The organism is Xanthomonas cucurbitae, from assembly GCF_002939885.1.
Lineage (GTDB): Bacteria > Pseudomonadota > Gammaproteobacteria > Xanthomonadales > Xanthomonadaceae > Xanthomonas > Xanthomonas cucurbitae.
In genome coordinates this window covers 1-16,940 of record NZ_MDED01000022.1, presented here as the reverse complement: position 1 = coordinate 16,940, position 16,940 = coordinate 1, and the positions used below count along the sequence as shown (strand labels likewise).

At 66.0% G+C, this 16,940-nt stretch carries 14 protein-coding genes and 1 pseudogene; 9 read left to right on the top strand and 6 right to left on the bottom strand.

Annotated elements, in window-relative coordinates:
• Positions 1-195: 195 nt before the first annotated feature.
• On the bottom strand, positions 196-1,929 hold the full coding sequence (locus XcuCFBP2542_RS12485; protein WP_104603889.1) for an alkaline phosphatase: 1,734 nt from the start codon (positions 1,927-1,929) through the stop codon (positions 196-198).
• Between the two features lie 113 nt (positions 1,930-2,042).
• On the opposite strand from XcuCFBP2542_RS12485, the gene XcuCFBP2542_RS12480 reads away from it, so the two are divergent.
• The 3 genes from XcuCFBP2542_RS12480 (at position 2,043) to XcuCFBP2542_RS12470 (ending at position 4,940) form a co-directional block, all read left to right on the top strand.
• The gene (locus XcuCFBP2542_RS12480; RefSeq protein WP_104603888.1) at positions 2,043-3,383 is read left to right on the top strand and encodes a dicarboxylate/amino acid:cation symporter; all 1,341 of its coding nucleotides are present in this window, start codon (positions 2,043-2,045) and stop codon (positions 3,381-3,383) included.
• Positions 3,384-3,391: 8 nt separating this feature from the next.
• On the top strand, positions 3,392-4,228 hold the full coding sequence (locus XcuCFBP2542_RS12475) for a class I SAM-dependent methyltransferase (RefSeq protein ID WP_104603887.1): 837 nt from the start codon (positions 3,392-3,394) through the stop codon (positions 4,226-4,228).
• A gap of 220 nt (positions 4,229-4,448) precedes the next feature.
• A complete protein-coding gene (locus tag XcuCFBP2542_RS12470) occupies positions 4,449-4,940 on the top strand; it encodes an acyl-CoA thioesterase (protein WP_104603886.1) in 492 nt (163 codons plus the stop codon).
• 117 nt (positions 4,941-5,057) lie between these two features.
• Here XcuCFBP2542_RS12470 and XcuCFBP2542_RS12465 read toward each other — a convergent pair whose 3' ends face one another.
• Positions 5,058-5,807, bottom strand: coding sequence for a C40 family peptidase (locus tag XcuCFBP2542_RS12465; protein ID WP_104603885.1), 750 nt, complete (start codon positions 5,805-5,807; stop codon positions 5,058-5,060).
• 109 nt (positions 5,808-5,916) lie between these two features.
• On the bottom strand, positions 5,917-6,459 hold the full coding sequence (locus XcuCFBP2542_RS12460; RefSeq protein WP_170066987.1) for a C40 family peptidase: 543 nt from the start codon (positions 6,457-6,459) through the stop codon (positions 5,917-5,919).
• Positions 6,460-6,569: 110 nt separating this feature from the next.
• Between XcuCFBP2542_RS12460 and XcuCFBP2542_RS12455 the strand changes: the two genes are divergently transcribed.
• The 6 genes and pseudogenes from XcuCFBP2542_RS12455 (at position 6,570) to XcuCFBP2542_RS12435 (ending at position 11,110) form a co-directional block, all read left to right on the top strand.
• On the top strand, positions 6,570-7,049 hold the full coding sequence (locus tag XcuCFBP2542_RS12455; RefSeq protein ID WP_104603884.1) for an FKBP-type peptidyl-prolyl cis-trans isomerase: 480 nt from the start codon (positions 6,570-6,572) through the stop codon (positions 7,047-7,049).
• Positions 7,050-7,086: 37 nt separating this feature from the next.
• Positions 7,087-8,331: a DUF418 domain-containing protein gene (locus tag XcuCFBP2542_RS12450; RefSeq protein WP_104603883.1), complete on the top strand. Its 1,245-nt coding sequence runs from the start codon at positions 7,087-7,089 to the stop codon at positions 8,329-8,331.
• A 59-nt stretch (positions 8,332-8,390) separates the two neighbouring features.
• A pseudogene (locus XcuCFBP2542_RS20050) lies at positions 8,391-8,531 on the top strand (amino acid dehydrogenase); the annotation flags it as partial.
• Entirely contained in the window at positions 8,528-9,898 is a 1,371-nt protein-coding gene (gorA, locus tag XcuCFBP2542_RS12445) for a glutathione-disulfide reductase (RefSeq protein WP_104603882.1), read from the top strand. The pseudogene XcuCFBP2542_RS20050 and the gene gorA, both read left to right, overlap by 4 nt.
• A 65-nt stretch (positions 9,899-9,963) precedes the next feature.
• Entirely contained in the window at positions 9,964-10,374 is a 411-nt protein-coding gene (locus tag XcuCFBP2542_RS12440) for an MGMT family protein (protein ID WP_104603881.1), read from the top strand.
• 40 nt (positions 10,375-10,414) lie between these two features.
• Positions 10,415-11,110, top strand: a complete 696-nt coding sequence (locus XcuCFBP2542_RS12435) for a rhomboid family intramembrane serine protease (RefSeq protein ID WP_104603880.1) — start codon at positions 10,415-10,417, stop codon at positions 11,108-11,110.
• Positions 11,111-11,656: 546 nt separating this feature from the next.
• Here the strand turns inward: XcuCFBP2542_RS12435 and XcuCFBP2542_RS12430 are convergent.
• From XcuCFBP2542_RS12430 to XcuCFBP2542_RS12420, 3 genes are all read right to left on the bottom strand, one after another.
• On the bottom strand, positions 11,657-13,669 hold the full coding sequence (locus XcuCFBP2542_RS12430; RefSeq protein WP_104603879.1) for a M13 family metallopeptidase: 2,013 nt from the start codon (positions 13,667-13,669) through the stop codon (positions 11,657-11,659).
• A 170-nt stretch (positions 13,670-13,839) separates the two neighbouring features.
• The gene (locus XcuCFBP2542_RS12425; RefSeq protein ID WP_104603878.1) at positions 13,840-15,939 is read right to left on the bottom strand and encodes a M13 family metallopeptidase; all 2,100 of its coding nucleotides are present in this window, start codon (positions 15,937-15,939) and stop codon (positions 13,840-13,842) included.
• Between the two features lie 335 nt (positions 15,940-16,274).
• A partial coding sequence (locus tag XcuCFBP2542_RS12420) for an ISL3 family transposase (RefSeq protein ID WP_146090332.1) occupies positions 16,275-16,940 on the bottom strand: 666 nt, incomplete at its 5' end.

Below are 16,940 nucleotides of genomic sequence, written 5' to 3'. Positions count from 1 at the left end.
GCACAATGATCGACCGGTGCAGTCAACACGTTGCTGGCAGGCGCTCGCACGTCTTCTGCGCGCTGGCGGACAGTGTGCATCCGCCTTGCCAAGGCTTGCGCCGATGGCGCGCCGGCAACTGCCAGTCGCCACGCATCGATGCGCCCGTCGCGCCTCGCGCGCCCGCCAGTCTGCCGCCGCACACCAGCCTGCATCTCAGCGCCTGTCCGCCGCCTCGAACGTGGCCGGCCTGGGCAGCTCCACCGGCACGCCGGCGGCATCGCAGGTGCCCGCCTTGCATAGGCGCTCGCGCAGCCGCGGGGTGGCCTGCACGATGACGTGGTAGATCACGTTCTCCTCCAGCGTGCCGCGGAACGCCGCGCTGCCCGGGCCGGTGGCCCAGATGCCGACATCTTCGCCGCCATGGCTTTCGGACTTGGTCGGCACCAGCGACTCCTGCAGGTAGCTGGGCGCTTCGGTGTCCACATGGGTCAGGTCCGGGCGGCCCGCGGCCGGTTCGCTGCTGCTGGGGTCGTGCGGGAAGGTCTTCGGGCCGGCTGGCTGCGCATTGCTGGCGCCGGTGTAGCCAGGGCCATTGGCGTAGCTGAGCGTGGTGTAGGGGTGGCCGGCCATGTCGGTGGCCAGCTGGCTGCGGTCGCCTTCCTCGCCGCCGCCGCCGCGCACCTTGCCCAGGATCGGATTGCCGCGCACGGGGTAGCCGACGAAGTTGAGCGTGTGCGAATGGTCGGCGGTGACGATGATGAGCGTGTCCGCCGGCGCGGTCTGCACCGCAGCGCGCACTGCGTCCGATAGCGACACGGTTTCGTCCAGCGCGCGGTACGCATTGCCGGCGTGGTTGGCGTGATCGATACGACCGCCTTCGACCATCAGCACGAAGCCGTTGGGCGCGCGCGCCAGCGATTGGATCGCGGTGCGGGTCATTTCGGTCAGGCTGGGCTCGCCCTGCGGGCTGCGGTTGCGATCGTGGTCGAACTGCATGTGGTCTGGCTCGAACAACCCCAGCACTGCCGGTGCACCGGCTGCGGCCTGCAGCTGCTGTGCGTTCCAGACATAGGCGCCCTGCGGGTGCGCCCGCTTCCATTCGGCCACCAGATCGCGTCCGTCCAGGCGCAGGCCGACCTTGCCGTCGTACTCGGGGTCGCGCTGCTGCACGGTCTGGAACTGGCGGCGGCCACCGCCCAGCACCACCTGCGGGCCACGTCCGTAGCGGGCGGTGGAGAGCAATTGCTGGGCGATGTCCTGGCAACCGGCCGCGCGGGCGGCGTCCGGCAGGTCGGTGTCGTTTTCCCAGTTGCGATCCGGCGAGTGCGCGTAGGTGGCGGCCGGGGTGGCGTGGGTGAGCCGGGTGGTGGTGACGATGCCGGTGGCCATGCCGGCGCTGTCGGCCAGCTGCAGCCAGCTCAGCAGGCCCTTGCCCAGGCTGTCGGCACAGTCGCTGCGGTTGCCGCTGCTGACGCCGATGGCGCCCATGTGCGACTTCACCCCGGTGGTGATCGCGGTCATGGTGCCGGCCGAATCGGGCGTCTGCGAATCGGTGTTGTAGGTCTTGCTGAAGGCGGTGGCCGGGAACTGCTCCCAGGACAGCAGGTTTTCTTCGCCGGGGCCGCCCTTGCGCTGGCCATCCAGGATGCGTGCGGCCGCCACCGTGGTCAGGCTCATGCCGTCGCCCAGGAACAGGATCACGTTGCGAGCCTTGCCGGCCATCGCGCCATTGCCGGCCGCGCGCGCGGCGCCGGAGCGATACCACCACTGCGGGGTTTCGCCGGCCGGATGCATCACCGGCGGCACCTCCACCGTGATCGCGGCGGAGGCAGCCGCCGTGGGTCCGGCGGTGGACGCACAGGCAGCCACGCACAGCGTGGTCACAGCGGCGAGGGCAGTCAGGCGGTAATGCATCGGGTTTGAACTCGTGGCTGGATCGGTGCCCATTATGCCGGGCGGCGTCCGTCGCACCGATGGCATGCTGCTGTTCCAGTCGCGGCCTCGCGGGTAGCGCGGCGCTGCGCTAAGGTGCACGCATTCCCCCCGGATGATTCGATGACATGAGACTGGTTGCGGCCTGGTTGCGCATTCCGTTCTGGCAGCGCGTGGTGGCCGGCTTCGTCCTGGGCGCGCTGGCTGGCTGGGCCATGGGGCCGGCTGCCGATGTGTGGTTCGGTCCCCTGGGCGATCTGTACGTCACCCTGATCAAGATGATCGCCATTCCGCTGGTGTTCTTCGCGGTCATCAATGCGATCTCCTCGCTGCATGGGCAAAAGTCCGTTGCCGCACTCGGTGGCCGCACGTTCCTGTGGTTTGTGCTCACTGCTGCGCTGGCCGTGGGCGTGGGGCTGGCGGTCGGCACGCTGCTGCAGCCGGGCGCCGGCCATTTCAGCCTGAGCGTGGATTCGGCCTGGAAACCGCGCGATGTGCCCAGCCCGGTCCAGGTGCTGCTGGACGTGGTGCCGTCCAACCCGTTCTATGCGCTGACCGGCATCGGCACCAGGACCAATGCCGCCGGCGACACCGTGCTGGCGGCCGGGCGTGGCTCGATCCTGCCGGTGATCTTCTTTGCCGCGCTGCTGGGCTTTGCGATGGTCAAGCTGGGCGAGCGCGTGGCCGAGGCACGCAAGCTCACCGCGCAGATGAGCGAGATCATGATCCAGGTCACCCGCTTCGTGCTGGAGATGACCCCGCTAGGAACCTTCGGCCTGATTGCCGGCCTGGTCGGCAGCTATGGCTTCCAGAAGCTGCTGCCGTTCGGCAGTTTCGTGTTGGCGTTGTACCTGGCCTGCGCCATCCACATCGTGGTGGTCTATAGCAGCCTGTTGCTGGTGCATGGGCTGAACCCGTGGAAGTTCTTCCGCGGTGCCGCGCCGGGCATGCAGGTGGCCTTCGTCAGTTCGTCGAGCTTTGCCGCGATGCCGGTGGCGATGCGTTCGATCACCCAGAATCTTGGCGTGAGCAAGGACTACGCGGCGTTCGCGGTGCCGCTGGGTGCCAGCATCAAGATGGATGGGTGCGGGGCGATCTTCCCCGCGTTGTGCGCGGTGTTCATCGCGCAATACACCGGCGTGCCGTTGACCGCCAACCAATACTTCGTGGTGCTGATCGCCTCGGTGCTGGGCAGCTTCGGCACCGCCGGCGTGCCGGGTACGGCGGTCATCATGGCCACGGTGGTGCTGAGCGCGGCCAACCTGCCGCTGGAGGTGATCGGGTATCTGTATGCCATCGATCGGGTGCTCGACATGATGCGCACCATGACCAATGTGACCGGGCAGATGCTGGTGCCGGTGCTGGTGGCCAAGGAAACCGGGCTGCTGGACAAGGCGGTGTACGACGCGGCCTCCAGCAATGTCGGGCTGGAAGATCCGCCCGCCGATGGCGCCAGGCCGCTGCGCTGAGTGCCACGATGACGGCTGGATTTCCCGTGCTGCGCGAGCGACTGGCGCAGCTGCCCGAGCTGGAGCTGATCGACGGTGTCTTCGTGCAGCGTGGCCTGGCCGGTGATCCGTTCGAGGACCGCTATCTGCAGGTGCGGCGCAAGGAAGGCCGTGTGTACACCGATGCCCAGGTGCGTCGGTTGCCACATCCTGGCGGCAAACTCGGCGCCAGCCTGGAATGGCAGGTGCGCGCGGTGTCCAGCGCATTGCTGGTGCACCACCTGCAACTGCGCGCGGGCGAGGGCGCGATCCTGGAGCTGGGGTGCGGCAATGGCTGGCTCTCGCAGCGGCTGGCCCAGGCGCTGCAGCGCGATGTCTGTGGCATCGACGTCAACCGCGCCGAACTTGCGCAGGCCGCACGCGTGTTCGGCCACGAGCAGCGGCTGAGCTTCGTCGCCGCCGATATCCACAGCGTGGCGCTGCCGCGCGAGCTGTTCGATGTCATCGTGGTGCCGGCCTGCATCCAGTACTTCCCCGATCCTGCCGGCCTGGTACGCCCGTTGCTCGCGCAACTGCGCGGCGGCGGCGAGCTGCATATTCTCGATAGCCCCCTGTATGCGGATCGGCGACGCGCTGCCGAAAGTGCCGCGCGCAGCCTGCGTTATTTCACCGGACTGGGCGTGCCCGCGCTGGCCGAGCAGTACCACCAGCACACCTACGCCAGCTTCGACGCGTTCAAGGTGCGCTGGCTATTCGACCCGCGTCGGCCCATGGCACGGCTCGGGCGGCTGCTTGGGCGACGGCAGCCGCATTTTCCCTGGCTATGCCTGCGCAAGCAGGACAACCAGGGGGCGGTCGCTGGCTGATCGCGGTGGCTGCACCCCGGGGAGCGGGGCGCTTGTTCTTCAGCGGTTGCGGTGTGGTGCTGTTGGTCGCTCGAACGCCCACATGGCGCATGTCGCGCCGATCGCATGCTGCAGACGTCCTCGGTTGTCCATGGAGTGCAGTGCCCCCTTGCGCAGAACGCGTGGGCCGGCTGGCAGGCACATGGCACACTTGCGGCACATTTTCTGGTGAGAGCCCGCAGTGACTGGTCAACAGCGCGATCTGACATTTCGTTTCCTGGCCGAGCCCAGCGACGTCAACTTCGGCGGCAAGGTGCATGGCGGGGTGGTGATGAAGTGGATCGACCAGGTCGGTTTTGCCGCCGCCAGCGGCTGGAGCGGACATTACTGCGTGACCGTTGCGGTGGGCGGCATCCGCTTCGTGGCGCCGGTGCGCATCGGCGATCTGGTCGCGGTGTCGGCCAAGCTGGTCTACACCGGTCGCAGCAGCATGCATCTGGCCATCGACGTGCGGGCGCGCAGCCCGATGGGCGGCGAGTCGCGCCTGTGCACCCATTGCATCATCGTGTTCGTGGCGATGGACCCGGATGGCATCACCCCGGTGGAAGTGCCGTCATGGCGGCCGGACACGCCCGAAGACCAGCGCCTGGCCGAATACGCACTGAAGGTCATGGAGCTGAGCAAGGGCATCGAGGACACCATGGCGCACTACACGGCCGATACCTCGCGGTAGCCGGCACGGCGCGCTGCCACACGGCAGTCACACGACCACGCCGGCTGCGCATGGGTCCACGAAAAAGGCCGCGGGATCGCCGCGGCCTTTTTGTCATCGACGCACAGCGCCCGGTCGTTACAATACCCGGCGCGCCTGGATGAACTTCTCGCTCCAGTAGCCACTGGCGAGCGAGTCCACGCGCACGTCCTTGCCGCGGCTGGGCGCATGCAGGAACTTGCCGTCGCCGACCACCAGGCCCACATGATCGATGCGGCCGCGCTTGCCGAAGAACACCAGGTCTCCGACCTTCAATGCATTGGGGTCCTTGATGAGCTCGGCCGACTCGTCGCGGGCGATGTCGCGCGACACGCGCGGCAGATCAATGCCCAGCGCGGTCTTGAACACGTAGCCCACCAGGCCGCTGCAGTCGAACCCTTCGGTGGACTCGCCGCCCCAGACGTAGGGGGTGCCGAGCAGGGCCATGGCGCGCTGCAAGATTACCTGCACGCGGCTGTCGGCCACCGCGTTCTGCGCGGCGTTGGCGGCACTTTGCGAGACGTCGTAATTGGCGAGCAGGCGGCTGAGGTCGCCGGCGAACATCGCCGAACGGTCCATCAGCGGAATGGCGTCGTTGGCGGCCAGGTGTGGCAGCAGGGCGGCCAGGGTGGCAGTGGCGGCCGCGTCGGCACGGCTACGGGTGGCGGCTTTCTCGGCGGCGACGGCGCTGTCTGGCGTGGTCGTCTGCGGAGCGGATGGGGCGCTGTTGGCGGTTTGCGCCAGAGCGGGCAATGCGGCAATCCAGAGTGCGGTTGCGCAAAGCAGGCGGAGCGGTTTCCGGAGCGGAAGCGGTGCGGCGCCAGGGTTGATCTGTTCGTCGTTCGTCACGCGGGAATCACAGTTCTGCTGTCGATACGGGATGATGCCTTGGTGAAAGGATCGGTACGTTCAAAAAGAGTTAACTTTCCGTTTTATTACTTGTGACGTTCATCACAATTCAGTGCAAAACCCGTTTGGAACCTGAATAATGGTCACGCCAATAGACACCGTCCAGGAAATCCAGGCGGACGGTACCGCCACTGGTCGGGGCGTGGACGAAGCGGCCTTCACCCACATAAATCCCGACGTGGGTCACGCTGCCGCCGGCGCCGAAGAAGACCAGATCGCCGGTTGCCAGTTTTTCCGGGGGAATCCTCGGACCCTGGACCGCAGCCAGTTCGCGCGAGGTGCGCGGTAGCGCCAGCGCCAGCACGTCCTTGTAGACATAAGTGACCAGGCCGCTGCAGTCGAAGCCGGTTTCTGGCGTATTGCCGCCATAGCGGTAGGGCGTGCCTACCAGGCCAAGGGCGCGCATGAGGATGTTGTTGGCGGCCGCCGGATCGACGGGGGGCACCTGCGGCCAGACGCGCGCCGTGGGCGGCGGCGTCGCCGGACGGCGCACCGGCGCCTGCGACGAACAACCGCCCAGCAGGAGCAGGCCCAACAGCAGGCAGGCCGTCGCGCGCGGTGCGCGGGCGGCGAAAACTGGCGTGATATGCATGCAGCCGGGATAATGGGCGGTTCGGAAGGTCGCCATCATGGCGGCGCAGCCGGCGGCCGACAAGCCGTCCTTCACCCTCTGCCACCGGGCAGCCTTATTCAGAGCCATGCATGAAGATCGAAAAAGACAGCGTCGTCCGCTTCCATTACACCGTTTCGGAGATCGGCCAGGAGCCGATCGAGAGCTCCAAGGAGCGTGACCCGTTGGCGATCCTGATCGGCCACGGCAACATCATCCCGGGCCTGGAAACGGCCATGCTGGACAAGCAAGCCGGCGAAAGCTTCGGCGTCGACGTCAAGGCGACCGAGGCCTATGGCGAGTACCGCGAAGGCCTGAGCCAGCGCGTGCCCAAGAAGCATTTCGGTGCCACCAAGCTGGTGCCGGGTACCCAGGTGGTGTTGCAGACCAACTTCGGCCCGCGTGCGGTGACCGTGCAGAAGGTCGGCATGAGCGTGGTCGATGTCGACCTCAATCACCCGATGGCCGGCAAGGATCTGCATTTCGACGTGGAGATCATCGAGGTGCGCGAAGCCACGCAGGAAGAGCGCGACCACGGTCACGTCCACGGCGACGGCGGACATCACCACTGACGGCAGCCATCACAGCGGCCGCAAAGGCTGTATTGCAATGACATCGCGCGCGCTGCTGGCGCCGATTGCCGCCACCGAACGCATCGTCGTGCTCGATGTGCTGCGCGGTTTTGCGTTGCTCGGCATCCTGTTGATGAACATCGAAGCCTTCGTCGGCCCGCTGGACCTGGCGCTGACGGGGGTGGAGCCGCATTGGCAGGGTGCCGACCGCATCGCCGATGCGCTGGTCTACTTCTTTGTGCAAGGCAAGTTCTACACGCTGTTCGCGTTGTTGTTCGGGATGGGCTTTGCGGTGATGGCGCAGCGCGCCGAACCGGCCGGCGGTGCATTCCTGGGCACGTATCTGCGTCGCACCGCTGGCCTGCTGGTGATCGGCCTGTTACACGCGTTGCTGTTGTGGTCCGGTGACATCCTGGTGAGCTACGCGCTGCTGGCGCCGCTGCTGCTGGTCGTGCGCCGGCTGCCCACCGTGACGCTGCCGTGGCTGGCCGGGCTGGTCTACGCGTTCGCCCCTGGCCTGGTTCTGCTGTATGCCCTGGTGGGGGCCCTGGCGCAGACCGATCCGGACATGGCGGCGGCGTGGAACACCGCCCTGGCCGATATCGCGCAACAGTCCGCTGCCAATGTGCAGGCACAGCGCGCGGCCTTCGGCAGCGGCACTTATCTGCAGGCGACACTGCAGCGTTGGCATGACCTGGGGCAGGCCTTGAGCGGGCTGAGTATCAACGGCCCCACGGTACTGGGCATGTTTCTGCTGGGCGCTTGGTTCGTGCGCAGTGGCGCGATCGCTGCGCCCACGCGCCACGCGCGCCTGTTCGCCCTGCTGCGCCATGTCGCGCTACCGCTTGGGTCGGGCTTGATGCTGGTCAGCTATGCGTTGGAGCCGTGGATGGATCCAACCCGTGCGACCGTGCGTCTGTCGGTGGCATTCGCGTTGTCGCTCATCGCCGGGCCGTTGATGAGCCTGGGCTACGCGGCCTGGGTGGTGCGCCTGGCGCCACGCCTGGGATGGCTTGCGCCGGCCGGCCGCATGGCGCTGAGCAATTACCTGCTGCAGTCCGCGCTGTGCACCTGGATCTTCTACGGTTATGGGCTGGGCTATTTCGAGCAGCTGCCGCGCTGCTGGCAAGTGCCGTTCGCGCTGGGGGTGTTCGGCATGCAGCTGGCGCTCAGCCGGTGGTGGTTGCAGCGATGCTGTTTCGGGCCGGTGGAGTGGCTGTGGCGCGGCGCGACCTATCTGCGCCTGCCGCCGATGCGGCGCGGCCAAGCGGGTACCGGCTAGCGCCAGTGGCAGCGCAGGCGCCAGCGGCAGACGGTCGGCGGCGCTGGCACCGGGCTACCCCTCACGTCTGGCTCGCAGCCGCGCATGGCATGCTCGGAGCCCGCATGAATACCGCAAGTGGAACACTGATGGCCAAGTTGATCCCGGGACGCGCGTCGGCGACGAATCCATATTCTCGACAGGCGGGGTGCCTTGCATGAGTCCACGCTATGACTATGACGTGTTGATCCTGGGGGGCGGTTCCGGCGGTCTGGCCGCCGGTTTTCGTGCCGCCGGGCATGGTGCGCACGTGGCGATCATGGAGCCCGGTGCATTGGGCGGTACCTGCGTCAATCTCGGTTGCGTGCCCAAGAAGGCGATGTGGCTGGCCGCCGATCTGGCCGGCAAGATCGAACTGGCGAGCGCACTGGGCTTCGCGCTGCCGCGACCGACCCTGGCCTGGGAAGAGCTGGTCACGCATCGCCAGGGCTACATCGCCAACATCCATGCCAGTTACCGGCGTCGCCTGGACGCGGATGGCGTGGTGCTGATCCCACGCCGGGGCGTGTTGCAGGACCGGCATACGGCCATGGGCGATGACGGCATCGCGGTTACCGCCGAGCATATCGTGATCGCCACCGGGGCGTACCCGCGGCGTCCGGATGTGGATGGCGCCGACCTTGGTGAGGTTTCGGACGACTTCTTCAATCTGTGTCATGCGCCTGCCCAGGTGGCCATCATCGGCGGCGGCTACATCGCGGTGGAAATCGCTGGCTTGTTGCAGGCGCTCGGCAGTCGCGTGCATCTGTTCGTGCAGGGCGAGCGCTTGCTGGAGCGCTTCGATGCCGAACTCACGCAACAGCTGGCCGACAACCTGCGCCATCTTGGCGTGCGGCTGCATTTCGGCTTCACCACCACCGCGCTGGAGCGCGACGCGCAGGGCAAGTTGCGCGTGCGTGGCCATGGCATGCATCCCGGCGAGCAGGGTAACGATGTGTTCGACAAGGTGTTCTTTGCCACCGGTCGTCGCGCCAATACCGCCGACCTGGGACTGGAGGCGGCCGGCGTGGCGCTCGGTGAGAAGGGTGAAGTTCTGGTGGACGCAGGGCAGACCACCAACGTGACCAACATTCACGCGATCGGCGATGTAGCCGGCAAGGTGGGACTCACGCCGGTGGCGATTGCCGCCGGACGCCTGCTGATGGACCGCTTGTTCGGCAACCAGCCGGAGGCGCGCATGGATTACGACGGCGTGCCGAGCGTGGTGTTCTCGCATCCGCCGCTGGGCCAGGTCGGCCTGACCGAAGAACAGGCGCGCGCGCGGCATCCCGGCAAGGTGCGGGTCTACCGCAGCAATTTCCGCCCGATGTTGCATGCATTGGCCGACGCGCCACAGCGTAGCCTGTTCAAGCTGGTGTGCGTGGGCGAACAAGAGCGTGTGGTGGGCGTGCACCTGCTGGGCGAGAGCGCCGATGAAATCCTGCAGGGCTTTGCCGTGGCGGTGAACATGGGTGCGACCAAGCGCGACTTCGACCAGACGGTGGCGATTCATCCCACCTCGGCAGAAGAAATCGTGTTGATGCATTGATACGTGTGGAGGCTGGCGCGGCGTAGCTGTGACGCGCGGACGGCGTAGCTGGCATGCTTGGTGACATGACTACGTCCCGCCGAACACGCTCCGCGACGTCCGCCAGACCGTTGTTACCGGCTGGCGCAACAGCGACCGCAGCGCTCACCGCCGAGCAGGCGCGGCTGCGTCTGTGTCAGGCGATCCGGGCGATTCCCGCAGGGCAGGTCGCCGGCTACGGCGAGGTGGCCGCGCGCGCCGGCTTGCCTGGTCGTGCACGGTTGGTGGCGCGTGTACTCAGCGGCAATGACGATCCGCAACTGCCCTGGCACCGCGTGCTGCGTAGCGATGGGCGCATCGCGTTTCCGCCGGGGTCGGCAAGCCATGACGAACAATGCCAACGCCTGCGCGCCGAAGGCGTGCCGGTAGTGCAGGGACGCGTGCGCCGTGCGACTGCCGCGCAGCGCCTGGATGCTGCCGTGTGGGGGCCTTCATGACGCTGCCGTTATCATGGGCGGCACTCCAAGGGATGCCGCCATGCCTCAGTTGCCGCCTGTCACCAAAGCGTTGTTGATCGCCAATATCGGGTTGTTCCTGCTGCAATGGGCCGTCGGCGACCTGGGGGCCGGGGCGCTACCGTCGGACAGCGTGTTGTCGTGGCTGATGCTGTGGCCGTTGTCCAATGGGTTCGATGCGTTTTCGCCCGGCGCCAGTTTCATGCCGTGGCAGTTGTTGACCTATGCGTTCCTGCACGGTGGCTTCAACCACCTGTTCTTCAACATGCTGGCGCTTTTCATGTTCGGCGCGCCGCTGGAGCAGACCTGGGGCCAGAAGCGTTTCCTGACCTATTACCTGGTGAGCGTGGCTGGCGCTGGCGTGTGCCAGTTGTTGATGGCCTGGTTCACCCAGAATGGTGCACCGGTGATAGGCGCATCCGGTGGGGTGTTCGGCCTGCTGCTGGCCTACGGCATGCTGTTCCCCAATCAGCGGGTGATGCTGCTGTTCCCGCCGATCCCGATGAAGGCGCGCACCTTCGTGATCGTGTTCGGTGTGATCGAATTGCTGCTGGGCGCCACCGGCTGGCAGCCGGGCGTGGCGCATTTTGCGCACCTGGGCGGCATGCTGTTCGGTTGGCTGATGATCCGCTACTGGCGCGGCCAGCCGCCGTTCGGTGGCAAGGGTGGAAAGGGCGGCGGCAAGGGACGCAAACCGCCGCTGCGTGTGGTGCGCTGAGGGCATTGACCATGCCCTGGACCTGGACGCGATGGGGCGTTCTCTGTAATGCCTTCGCGGCCGGGGCCGCTCCTACAGGTTGGTCGTGCTGTGTTGGGTAGAGGGCAATGCGCGATCTGCGCATTGTTGATTGACCATGATCCTCGTAGGAGCGGACCTGGCCGCGACGGGGCGTTCTCGGTAATGCCCTCGCGGCCGGGGCCGCTCCTACAGGTTGGTTGTGCTGTGTCGGGTAGAGGGGCAATGCGCGATCTGCGCATTGCTGATTGACCATGCCCCCCGTAGGAGCGGACCTGGCCGCGACGGGGCGTTCTCGATGATGCCCTCGCGGCCGGGGCCGCTCCTACAGGTTGGTCGTGCTGTGTTGGGTAGAGGGGCAATGCGCGATCTGCGCATTGCTGATTGACCATGCCCCCGTAGGAGCGGACCTGGCCGCGACGGGGCGTTCTCGATGATGCCCCCGGAGGCGAGGGGCGCCGGGCAGGCAGCGGCACAAAAAAAGAGCGCGGATTCCGCGCTCTTTTTCAATGCCATCGGGCGGGTGGCTCAGCGCCAGAGCTTGATCTGGTCCGCGTCCACGCGCTGCATCGGCTGGCCGGCCTTGCAGCTGAAGGCTGCACCGAATTCCGGCAGGTTGGACAGCGGGCCGTTGGTGCGCCACTGGCCGGGTGCGCGGATGTCGGCGCTGGCGCGCTGCACCGCTTCGTTCGGCGACAGCTGCTGCGCCCACAGGCCGGCCCAGGCGGTGAAGAACGCCTGCTTGTCGGCCTCGGTGGCTGCCGGCTGCGCCTTGCTGAAGGCCTGCCAGGCCAGTTCGACGCCGGCCAGGTCGGCCAGGTTCTCTTCGGCCGTCTGCGCGCCATTGACCTTGGCATTGGGCACGCCCGGATACGGGTAGGCGGCGAACTGGTTGGCCACCTTGCCGGTCAGCTGGGTCCAGCCCGCCTTTTCGGCCGGCGTCCACCAGCTGCGCAGTTCGCCCTTGGCATCGACCAGCGCGCCCTTTGCATCGATGGCACGGGTGAGTTCGTGCGCCACCAGTGCGCCGTAGGCGCCGTACTGCGCGGCCGGGGTGCTGCCGGCAGTCAGTACCGGCGCCTGCAGGACGGCGGCGGTGACGATCAAGCGGTTCTGTGCAATGTCGTAGGCCACGGCCGGCTGCTGCGGCAGCACGTCCCAGCGCCGGTCGGCGTTGCCCTTGCCGATGCGCTTCATTTCCTCGCGGTGACGCCAGGTCGAGGCGATCAGCATGTTGCTGCCGAAGCTGCCGCGGCCCATCGGCTGTACGGTGTAGTCCAGGTCGCGGCGCGGTGCGCCGACTTCGATCTTCATCGCGGCCAGCTTGGCCTTGGCTTCGGCCACCGCTTCGCCGTTGCCCCAGCCGGTGCGCTCCAATGCTGCCAGCTGCGCGTCGCGGACCTCGCCAGCGATGCTTTCAGCCTGGCGTCGGGCATCGCTGCTCAGGTAGCGCGCCACGTATTCGCGGCCGAGCATCGGGCCGGCTGCCACGTTGATCGCGTCCAGCACCTGCTGCCAACGCTGCGGCGGCATTGCATCGCCACGCAGCAGGCGACCGCGGAACTGGTACTCGGCGTCGTGGAAGCTCTTGGACAGGTACGGCGCCATGGCATCGCCCACGCGCCAGCGCAGGTAGGCCTTCCACTGGTCCGGCTTGATGCTCACGATCATGCTGTCGAGCTGCTTGAACATGGCCGGGTCGGCCATGGACACCAGGTCGTCCTTGACGCCCTGTGCTTCCAGGAAGTCAGCCAGGCGCAGGTTCTTGTACTGCTTGCTCAGCTCCTTGGTGGCGATCGGGGCGTAGTTGTTGAACGGATTGTTGATGCCCTGCACCGACTGCGCGCTACGTGCCAGCGCGGTCTCGATCTGCAGCACCGAGGCGGCATCGGCATCGAGCTTGTCGGCGGCGGTGCCGGTGAGCGCCAGGATCTGCTTGACGTAGGCGCGGTAGCGGCCCATCAGCGCCTGGGTGTCGGCATCGGTGCGGGTGTAGAAGGCCGGATCGGGCAGGCCCATGCCGCCCTGCATGAAGTAGCCGATATGGCGGTCCAGCGCCTTCAGGTCCACGTCCGGGCCAAAGTTGAAGCCGACCGGGATGCCGACCTGGTGCAGCGCGGCGATCGAGGCGGGCACATCCTTGGCCTTCTTGATCGCATCGATGCGCGAGAGCAGCGGCGCGATCGGATTGGAGCCGTCCTTTTCGACGGCGGCTTCGTCCAGGCCGCTGGCCCAGAAATCGCCGAGCAACTTCTGCACGTTGCCCTGCGGAGCCTTCATCGACGCATCCAGCAACTCGCGCTGCTGCTGCAGGGCACGCTCGGACAGCTGGCCCAGTGCGGTCACGGCGCCGGCCTGCGGGACCGGGTTGGCCTTGAGCCAGCCGGCATTGGCGTAGTCGTAGAAATTGGTGCAGGCGGCGGACACGGCCGGAGCCTTGGGGGCGGCCTTCTTCTTGCGAGCGGCGTCGGCGTCGGGGGCGGACAGCAGCGAGATCAGGCTGAAGCCGAGAGCGAGGGCAAGCGGGCGAATGGTGGGCATCGAGAAGAAGGGTGGCCAGATTGAAGTCGCCGGAGTTTAGCAAGGCTGGGGGCGATGCAGGCAGGCCGCAACGCCCGTTCGTCCGTGCCCTGCGGCGCTGGCATGAACGCGACAGGCCCGCAGATGCGGGCCTGTGTGCAACGCGCGGTGGTGCAAGCGCTTGCCGCCGCTTACCAGATCACCACGCGGTCCTTGTCCGGGCGCACCATCGCATCGCCAGGCTTGCAGGAAAAGGCTGCGGCGAACTGCGGCATGTTGGACGGGGAGGCGATTGCGCGCAGTTTGCTGGGCGAATGCGGATCGGAAGCCAGATTGACCAGTTCCTGCTGCTCGCGGATCTGCCCGCGCCAATTGCGCGCAAAGCCGAGGAAAAACCGTTGTTCCGGGCGGTAGCCATCGATGGCCTGAGCGCGCTCGGGATGCGTACGCAGCGCGGTCTGCAATGCGTCGTAGGCAATGTTGATGCCGCCCAGATCGGCGATATTTTCGCCCAGGGTGAGCTTGCCGTTGACGTGCAGGGTTGGATGGTTCGGCAGTGGCACATAGGCATCGAATTGCTTGACCAGTAGATCCGTGCGCGCTTCGAAGGCCTTGCGATCCTGCGGTGTCCACCAATTGACATTGTTGCCGGCGCCATCGAACTGACTGCCCTGATCGTCGAAGCCATGCGAGGCTTCATGGCCGATGACAGCGCCGATCGCGCCGTAGTTCAACGCATCATCGGCATTGGGATCGAAGAAGGGTGGTTGCAGGATGCCGGCCGGGAAATTGATCGTATTGGTAGTGGGGTCGTAATACGCGTTGACGGTCTGAGGCGTCATCGACCAGCGCTTGCGGTCGGTGGGCTTGCCGATCTGTGCAATATCGTAGCGGTAGTTGAACTTGTCTGCGGCCTGCAGGTTGCGGTAATACGCGCCGGGCACGATCTCCAGCCCGGACCAGTCGCGCCAGGTGTCCGGGTAACCGATCTTGGGCAGGAATGTTTCCCATTTTGCCAACGCTTTGGTCTTGGTCTGCTCGCTCATCCAGTCGACATGTTCGATCCGCGTCTTGAGTGCGGCACGGATGTTGTCCACCAGTTCGGCAGCGCGTTGTTTGGTGTCCGGCGTGAACACCTTGGCGACATACAGTTGCCCCAGGCCTTCGCCCATGGCCCCGTTGACCGCGCTGAGGACGCGCTTCCAGCGTGGGCGTTGTTCGGGCTGTCCGGACAGCGTCTTGCCATAAAAGGCGAAGCTATTATCGACGAACGCGCTGCTGAGCCATTTGGACGCGGCATTGATGGTGTGGAAGCGCAGGTATGCCTGCCACTGGGCCACCGATGCGCCGGCCAGCTGCTGGTCGAATGCCGCAAAAAAGCGGGGTTGCGACAACGAGAAACCAGGGCCGACCTCCACCCCTTGCGCGGCAAAGAATCTTGTCCACGAAAAGTGCGGCGTCAGTTTGTCGGCATCGGCAACGCTGACGAAGTGATATTGATTCTTGGGTAGGCGGGCCTCGGTCGGCGTAAGCGATGCAGCGGCCAGGCGCGATTCGAGCGCCATGACATCGTTGGCCTGGCGCTTGGCCGTCTCGGCATCGCTTCCGGTCAGTTCGAACGATCTGGCGATATAGGCAAGATAGGCCGCGCGGATCGGAGCGTATTGTGCAGCGGTGTAATAGTCCTTGGTCGGCAGGCCCAGGCCACCTTCCTGGGCGAACGCGATCTGCTGCCCGGCATGACGGAAATCGGCGCCAGCACCGAAGTCGAACACCATTCCGTCGCCTTCTGCGTGACGCTTGGTGATGTACTCGGCGACCTCGCTGCTGGAGTTGAGCGCTGCAATTTCCTCCAGCTGGGGACGGATCGGCTGGTCACCCGCCGCTTCGATGGCGGTTTCGTCCATGCCCGATGCGTAGAGCAACCCCAGCTTGTGGGTCAGGGGATCGGCCGGCGTGTCCGCCTGCGTTGCTGCCGCTTCGACGATCTGTCGCTGCGTGACCAGGCTGTTTTCCACAAGCTCGTTGAAGATGCCCCAACTGGTCTGGTCGGGCGGGATCGGATTGGCTTTGGCCCACTTGGCGTTGACGAATGTATCCAGGTTCGCGCATGCGCTCGATGCGGTATCCAGCTCGTCGACATCAAAGGCCGGCTTGGATGGGGTGGCGTGCGCAGCAGGCGCTGGCGCTTGCGTGGTCTTCGGTAGGCTGCTGTCATCGGATGCGCGCTTGCAGCCTGCCAGGGCGACCAGTAGGGCCAGGGCGAGTGTCGAAGTCTTGATGGCGGACATGGCGAAAAGGTGCAGGAGGGGAGCGGCGAGGATAGGCGGGCGCTACCATGTCGATATACACGTTTGAGCTTTGTTGAGACTTGTATTTAAGGTGTTGACGGTCAGGCCGCAGAGGCGCTGATGACACGACGTCGAAGAGCTAAGGACGCGGTGGTGTGGCGGGCTCGATGAGGGTGTAATCGTTAATTTCAGACGGAAGTAATGCGCGTCGGTGTGAGTGGCGCCTGCTGCGGCAAGGCGTGGCCCACGCACGACGTAGATCCGTGGCTTGTAAGCCTGGCACGCGACGTGGTCGGCATCACGCTTCATCGCTGCAAAAAAAGGATCTTCGCGGATCACTGTGGGTGCAATCGAGCGTTTTCGGGTAACGCGGGCAGGAAGCTGGCGATGATCTTGAGCTTGAGGAACTCCTCGTCGCGATAGCCGTAGGCGCTGCGCTGGATGACCCGGATCTTGTTGTTGAGCCCTTCCACCAGGCCGAGGCTGACCTTGTTCTCCGGCCTGCAGTACGCCGCGATGCCGTCCCAGTGCCGCTCGATCATCCCCACGAACGTCTGGTAGGGCGCCAGCCGCTGCCAGCGCAGACTCTGCTTCCAGCGTTCGAAGAACTCCCGTGCACCACGCTCGGTGCGGTAGCTCCACAGCTGTCCGAAGGACTCTTTCAGCAGGTACGCCGTGTTCAGACGTTTGTTGGCCGCCAGCAACTTGGCGAGCGCCTTTCGACCGTCCAGGGTGAGGTTTTCGCGATTGCTCAGCAGGGTGTAACGCTGGCCCTTGATGTAACTGCGATCCTGGCCTTGAAGGCGCTTGTATTCGTCGCGCCGCACCTGATCGAGCGCGTCGGACAGGTGGCGCATGATGTGGAATTTGTCGAACACGATACTGGCGTTGGGCGCATTTTTGCCCACAGAGTTGCGAAACGGCCGCCACATGTCCATCACCGCGACGTCGATGCCAGCACTGCGTTTTGGGCCCAATTCGGCGAAGAACTGGTCGATGTC

What these genes read in the sequence shown, in the direction of transcription:
- XcuCFBP2542_RS12485 (WP_104603889.1), bottom strand. Translation starts at nt 1,929, where the DNA reads ATGGGCACCGATCCAGCCACGAGTTCAAACCCGATGCATTACCGCCTG.
- XcuCFBP2542_RS12480 (WP_104603888.1), top strand. Translation starts at nt 2,043, where the DNA reads ATGAGACTGGTTGCGGCCTGGTTGCGCATTCCGTTCTGGCAGCGCGTG.
- XcuCFBP2542_RS12475 (WP_104603887.1), top strand. Translation starts at nt 3,392, where the DNA reads ATGACGGCTGGATTTCCCGTGCTGCGCGAGCGACTGGCGCAGCTGCCC.
- XcuCFBP2542_RS12460 (WP_170066987.1), bottom strand. Translation starts at nt 6,459, where the DNA reads ATGCATATCACGCCAGTTTTCGCCGCCCGCGCACCGCGCGCGACGGCC.
- XcuCFBP2542_RS12455 (WP_104603884.1), top strand. Translation starts at nt 6,570, where the DNA reads ATGAAGATCGAAAAAGACAGCGTCGTCCGCTTCCATTACACCGTTTCG.
- XcuCFBP2542_RS12450 (WP_104603883.1), top strand. Translation starts at nt 7,087, where the DNA reads ATGACATCGCGCGCGCTGCTGGCGCCGATTGCCGCCACCGAACGCATC.
- gorA (WP_104603882.1), top strand. Translation starts at nt 8,528, where the DNA reads ATGAGTCCACGCTATGACTATGACGTGTTGATCCTGGGGGGCGGTTCC.
- XcuCFBP2542_RS12440 (WP_104603881.1), top strand. Translation starts at nt 9,964, where the DNA reads ATGACTACGTCCCGCCGAACACGCTCCGCGACGTCCGCCAGACCGTTG.
- XcuCFBP2542_RS12435 (WP_104603880.1), top strand. Translation starts at nt 10,415, where the DNA reads ATGCCTCAGTTGCCGCCTGTCACCAAAGCGTTGTTGATCGCCAATATC.
- XcuCFBP2542_RS12430 (WP_104603879.1), bottom strand. Translation starts at nt 13,669, where the DNA reads ATGCCCACCATTCGCCCGCTTGCCCTCGCTCTCGGCTTCAGCCTGATC.
- XcuCFBP2542_RS12425 (WP_104603878.1), bottom strand. Translation starts at nt 15,939, where the DNA reads ATGTCCGCCATCAAGACTTCGACACTCGCCCTGGCCCTACTGGTCGCC.